The organism is Micromonospora yasonensis, assembly GCF_026013475.1.
GTDB classification, from domain to species: domain Bacteria; phylum Actinomycetota; class Actinomycetes; order Mycobacteriales; family Micromonosporaceae; genus Micromonospora; species Micromonospora yasonensis.
Genome location: NZ_JAPDPH010000335.1, coordinates 1 through 5,457, shown reverse-complemented (window position 1 = coordinate 5,457; position 5,457 = coordinate 1). Strand labels below are relative to the sequence as shown.

General features: G+C 70.1%; 7 protein-coding genes. 5 read left to right on the top strand and 2 right to left on the bottom strand.

All coding sequences use genetic code 11. From position 1 onward, the window contains the following. The coding region (locus tag ONA70_RS34395; protein ID WP_265010657.1) for an MFS transporter at nt 1-979 on the bottom strand (979 nt) is incomplete at its 3' end. A 239-nt stretch (nt 980-1,218) separates the two neighbouring features. Between ONA70_RS34395 and ONA70_RS34390 the strand changes: the two genes are divergently transcribed. From ONA70_RS34390 to ONA70_RS34375, 4 genes are all read left to right on the top strand, one after another. Continuing rightward, nucleotides 1,219-1,500, top strand: coding sequence for a heavy-metal-associated domain-containing protein (locus ONA70_RS34390; protein WP_319959612.1), 282 nt, complete (start codon nt 1,219-1,221; stop codon nt 1,498-1,500). Between the two features lie 156 nt (nt 1,501-1,656). Further along, a complete protein-coding gene (locus tag ONA70_RS34385; protein WP_265010656.1) occupies nt 1,657-1,815 on the top strand; it encodes a hypothetical protein in 159 nt (52 codons plus the stop codon). Nucleotides 1,816-2,114: 299 nt separating this feature from the next. Then, nucleotides 2,115-3,671, top strand: a complete 1,557-nt coding sequence (locus ONA70_RS34380; RefSeq protein WP_265010658.1) for a multicopper oxidase family protein — start codon at nt 2,115-2,117, stop codon at nt 3,669-3,671. A 176-nt stretch (nt 3,672-3,847) separates the two neighbouring features. Then, nucleotides 3,848-4,609: a HupE/UreJ family protein gene (locus ONA70_RS34375; protein WP_265010655.1), complete on the top strand. Its 762-nt coding sequence runs from the start codon at nt 3,848-3,850 to the stop codon at nt 4,607-4,609. A gap of 20 nt (nt 4,610-4,629) precedes the next feature. Here ONA70_RS34375 and ONA70_RS34370 read toward each other — a convergent pair whose 3' ends face one another. Beyond that, nucleotides 4,630-4,989, bottom strand: coding sequence for an ArsR/SmtB family transcription factor (locus ONA70_RS34370; protein ID WP_265010654.1), 360 nt, complete (start codon nt 4,987-4,989; stop codon nt 4,630-4,632). 71 nt (nt 4,990-5,060) lie between these two features. Between ONA70_RS34370 and ONA70_RS34365 the strand changes: the two genes are divergently transcribed. Further along, a partial coding sequence (locus tag ONA70_RS34365) for a cation transporter (protein ID WP_406601299.1) occupies nt 5,061-5,457 on the top strand: 397 nt, incomplete at its 3' end.

Below are 5,457 nucleotides of genomic sequence, written 5' to 3'. Positions count from 1 at the left end.
CGAACCGGGCGATCGCGCGCGGGGCGAGCGCGATCATGCCGATCATGACGAGGATCGTCATCGGCAGCAGCGCGGCGCCGCTGGGGAAGGCGCGGTAGCCGAGGACCTGCTGCAGGTAGAGGTTGAGGAAGAACCACATCGGGATCCAGGCCGCGCCGAGCAGCAGTTGGGCGATGTTGGCGGCGGCGAGGTTCGGGGCGCGGAAGATCGACAGCCGCATCAGCGGCTCGCGGCGGGAAGCCTGGATGGCGACGAACGCCGCCAGGGCCACAACGGCGCCGGCGAGGACCAGCCAGGTCTGCCCGGAGGCCCAGCCGACCTCGGGGGCGCGGACGATGCCGTAGACCGCGGCGCCGAGCCCAGCGGTCACGGCCAGGGCGCCGATGGCGTCCAGGGAGCCGCGGCGGGTGCCACCGGCGGGCATCAGGGCCGGGATGGCCAGCAGCGCGAGGACCGCGATCGGAATGTTGATGTAGAAGACCCAGGGCCAGCTGATGTATTCGGTGATCACGCCGCCGAGGAAGACACCCGCGGTGCCACCGGCGGGCGCCGCCGCGCCGTACAGGGCCAGGGCCCGGGTGAGTTCCCTGGGTTCGGCGCCGAAGAGCATCATCAGCAGGGTGAGCGCCGACGGGGCGATCAGCGCCGCGCCAGCCCCCTGCACGGCCCGGGCGGCCAGTTCGACCGCCACGTTGTCGGCCAGCCCAGCGACCGCGGAGCCGACCAGCAGGACGAGCCAGCCGGCGGCGAACACACGCCGGGCGCCGAGCAGGTCGGACAGCCGACCGCCGAGCAGCAGCAGGCCACCGAACGCGACCACGTAGGCGTTGAAGACCCAGGACAGGTTCTCGGGCGAGAAGCCCAGGTCCGCCTGGATACGTGGCAGTGCGACACCGATGATCGAGGTGTCCATGATGACCATGAACTGGGCGAGGGCGATAAGTCCGAGAGCCCACCAACGCTTCGAGCCGGATGACATCGTGGATCACTCCTTCGATTACCCAAAGGGGGTATGGGTAGGAGCAACTGTGTACCCCTCCGGGGTATTCGGTGTCAAGTGATTCGCCCCTCGTCGCCGGCCACAAGTGAACCCTTGAGCGACATACCGGGGTGGGGTATGTTCGCGATGCCGGCCGCCGAGAGCGAGCGCCGGATGTTCCAACGTCGCCCGGGACGCGCCGTCGTCGACCGCCCGGGCAGCTACCCCGAGGAGTCTCTATGTGCACAAATGGATCGAGCTGCGGCTGCGCCACCGCCACGGACAACCCGCCCACAGTCGCCGCCACCGGGGAGGGCGCCCGCAGCACGTACACCGTGTCGGGCATGACCTGCGGCGGCTGCGCCAAGAAGGTGACCGGGCACGTCTCCGAGATCGCGGGCGTGACCGACGTCCAGGCCGACGTGGCCAGCGGGACTATCGCTGTCGTCAGCGAAACCCCGCTGCAGACCGCTGACGTCCGCGAGGCGGTGGAGCGGGCCGGGTACCGGCTGGTCGGCTGATCCCCGGGACTTGCCGCGCCCGCCGTCGCCACTCGTTGCAGCGCGCGGACGCGGCACCCGCCGGCTCGTCACGCTCATCAGGGGGACCGACATGGGCAACGAACTCCCCCACCGAGACGCGGCCGAACCCGAGCTCGTCGTGAAGGGCACGGGCTGGTGCCCCGACGTCCGCTGCAGCCGCGCCCCCGCCCTCGCCGGGAACTCCCCTGCCAACTGGGTAAGCGAGTTCAGGAAATGGACGGCCACGGCGTCGCCTACGTACGCGAGACGGGACAGCGCAACTACACCGTCATGCGGGTGATCTGGGCCGACTGATCACGCACCGCCTCGGGAACAGTCTGGGGCTGGGCCGCTGGACGTACTCCTTGGCGGGCCCGGCCCCAGATCTGCCGCACGTTCCGCGCCTATTACACCACCAGCTCAATTCTTCCCGGTCTACAACCGCCGCCCATGGATACGGCTGGGATCAGGCGCACAAGGCGATGACTGCAGCAAAGCCGACGACGGCGGGTGCCGCGAGCGCCACGGCGCCCAACGCGGCGCGCGCGAGCACCTGCGAAGAAGGCGGCGGGTCTTGGAGGCGCTGCAGCCGGAACGCCACGTCCGAGCCGGCCATGGACAGGGGCCCCAGCCTCAACCGACGTCAGCTGCTGGTCAGGATCGCTGGCACGGTCGGTCTCGCAGGCACCGCGGGCGTGGCCGCCTGGGCCGGTGGAGTGTTCGACGGCACCCGACTGGTCGGTCCGACGAGCGACGCGGTGGCCCGTATGGAGGCCGCTCGGCGTCGCGCCGGAGGCGGCACCGTTACCGCGACGCTCAACCCGCGCCCAGTCACCCTCGATCTTGACGGTCAGCAGGTGCAGACCTGGGGTTACGCGGAGAGCGGCCCAGGTTCGCTGATCCGGGCGCGGGCCGGCGATCTGCTGCGCGTCGAGGTGCTCAACAGCTTGCCGGCCACGACCAGCGTGCACTGGCACGGTGTCGCGCTGCGCAACGACATGGACGGCGTGCCGGGCGTCACGCAGGACCCCATCGCGGCGGGCGGGCGGCACACCTACGAGTTCACCGCGCCGGACCCGGGCACGTACTTCTACCATCCGCACTCCGGGGTTCAACTCGACCGCGCGTTGTACGGCGTGCTCGTCGTCGAGGATCCACGCGAGTCCGGCCGGTACGACGCGGAGTGGATCGTGGTGCTCGATGACTGGGTCGACGGGACCGGCCGTACCCCGGACGACGTGCTCGCCTCGCTGCAGGCCATGGGCGGTCACGGTGACATGGGCGGGATGAGCGGCATGAACCACGGCGACATGGGCAGCATGCCGATGCCAGGCATGTCCGGCATGGCGATGGGCGGCATGGAGACCATGACCTCTCCGCTGCTCGGCGGCGCCGGCGACGTCACCTACCCCCACTATCTGATCAATGGCCGGGTGCCCGGCGCCCCGGTCACCCTGAGCGGGCGGCCACGCCAGCGCGTGCGAATCCGCCTGGTCAACGCCGCCTCCGACACCGCATTCCGGGTGGCCCTCGACGGGCACCGGCTCACCGTCACCCACACCGACGGTTTCCCGGTCACCCCGACCACCACGGACGCCTTGGTGCTCGGGATGGGCGAGCGGGCAGACGTCACGGTGGAACTGGGTGACGGAGTGTTCCCCCTGGTGGCGGCCGCGGAGGGTAAAGGCGGGCAGGGCATGGCGCTGGTCCGCACCGGCGTCGGGGGTGTTCCGAACGCCACTGTGCGCCCGGCCGAGCTGGACCGGCGCGTGCTGATCACCGCCGCGCTCAAGGCGTCGGACGACGTGGCGCTGGACAACCGCAGACCTGACCGGCTGCACCGTCTGGTGCTGGGCGGCTCGATGATGCCCTACCGCTGGACCATCAATGGCGCCACCTTTGACAAACTGGATCCGCTGCTGATCAAGCAGGGCGAGCGGGTGCGGCTGGAGTTCGTCAACGAGACAACGATGTTCCATCCCATGCATCTGCACGGGCACACCTTCGCCGTCGTGGGAGGCGGCGCCCGCAAGGACACCGTCATCGTCACCCCGAAGCAGACCGTCTCCGTCGACTTCGATGCCGACAACCCGGGCCAGTGGATGACGCACTGCCACAACATCTATCATGCCGAGACCGGGATGATGATCAACCTGGCGTACCAGGCCTGACGGGCGTCCGGACCGCGTTCGGGCCACCAGCCCCTTTAGTGACACGGACGACATCTCGTTCTGGCCATTGCCGGGAACTTTCCGGTCCTCGTCGACGACTATCGACAGGACTCGGCCGCTGCCGGGCCACGGTTTCGCGCGTCCCGGCTCGGGCGCCAGGTGGGAGAGAGCCAGCGATGTCTGTGACACGCCTGCGAGCGGCGACTGTCACCGCAGTCGTGGTCACCGCACTTGTCGTCGCGCCGGGAACGGCTTGGGCGCACCGGGTTAGTGGGACCAGCGACAGCGCCGGTGGGTTTGTCTGGCTTGGCACCAAGCACATGCTCGCGGGGTGGGACCATCTGCTCTTCGTCGGTGGGATCCTGCTGCTGGCCGCCGAGATGCGTCGCGCGGCGAAGCTGATCTCGTTGTTCGCGCTCGGGCACAGCGTGACCCTGTTCACCGCGACGGTCGCCGACTGGCAGGTCAACCCGGTCCTGGTGGACATCGTCGTGGCGTTGAGTCTGGTGTTCGTCGGCGTGGTGGGCCTGCGCGGCCGGCCGAAGGACTGGACCTGGTTCGCGGCCGCGGTGCTCGCCTTCGGGCTCGCTCACGGCCTGGGTCTGTCGACCCGGCTGCAGGCGATCGGGTTGCCCTCCGACGGGATGATTCCGCGGGTGCTGGCCTTCAACATCGGCGTCGAGATCGGGCAGCTGATCGCGGTGCTGGGCATGTTCATGCTCGGTGACGTGCTGAGCCACTACATCCCGCCGCTGCGCAACCCGCGGCTGTCCCACGCGGCGCTGGTGGCCGCGGGTGCCGTCGCCGCGGCGGTGCTCGCGGTCAACTCCGGGGGGCAGGCGTGGCAGCCGGTGCAGGCGGCAGCCGCCTGCGGGGGCGAGCAGGGAGTGGCGTGTGCGGCAGATACTTCGACGACCGCCGACGCCCAAGCCAGGTAGGTCAGCGCCGCGACAGTCGGTCAGTCGTGCTCGGGAGCGCTGGTCACCCGGTGTGAGGCGGCCTGTATGACCTCGGACACCAGCCGGCGCACGTGCCCGCCGCGGGCCCGGTAGAGGGCGCGGCGGCCGTCGCGGCGCATGGTGACGAGGCCGGCCAAGCGGAGCTTGCCCAGGTGCTGTGACACCGCCGGCCGGGCCACCCCCAGCGCCTGCACCAGAGTGGTCACGTCGTGTTCGCCGGCAGTGAGCAGACACATCAGCCGTAGCCGTGTGCCGTCGGCGAGCATGCGCAGCATGTCGGTCGCCGCTTCCACCTCGTCGTCGCCCGGAAGGTGTTGTTGCAGGTCGTTGGCATCTGCAACGTTGTCGCGTGCGTACATGGGCACATATTATCGAGGCCGGAACCGGCGGGGAATGACTACGCCGGCCGAACCTGGGGGAGTCTGAGCCTGTGCAGGACCAGCAGCACCACCACGGCCACGACCGCGACGGGGCGCACCGCCACGAGCACACGCCGGGCCACGACCACGACCATGGTCATGACCACGACCACGGTCGGGGGCCTCGGTCGTGGTGGCACCGGCTGCGTCACGTGCTCGTCCCGCACTCGCACGACACCGCGGCGAAGGTCGACCCGGCCCTGGAGTCCTCGCGGGAGGGCCTGCGGGCGCTGTGGATCTCCCTCGTCGGCCTGGGAGTTACCGCTGTGGCGCAGGCGGTCATCGTGGTCCTGTCCGGGTCGGTGGCCCTGCTCGGCGACACCCTGCACAACGTCGCCGACGCCCTGACCGCCGTTCCACTGGGTATCGCGTTCCTGCTCGGCCGGCGGGCGGCGACCCGCGCCTACA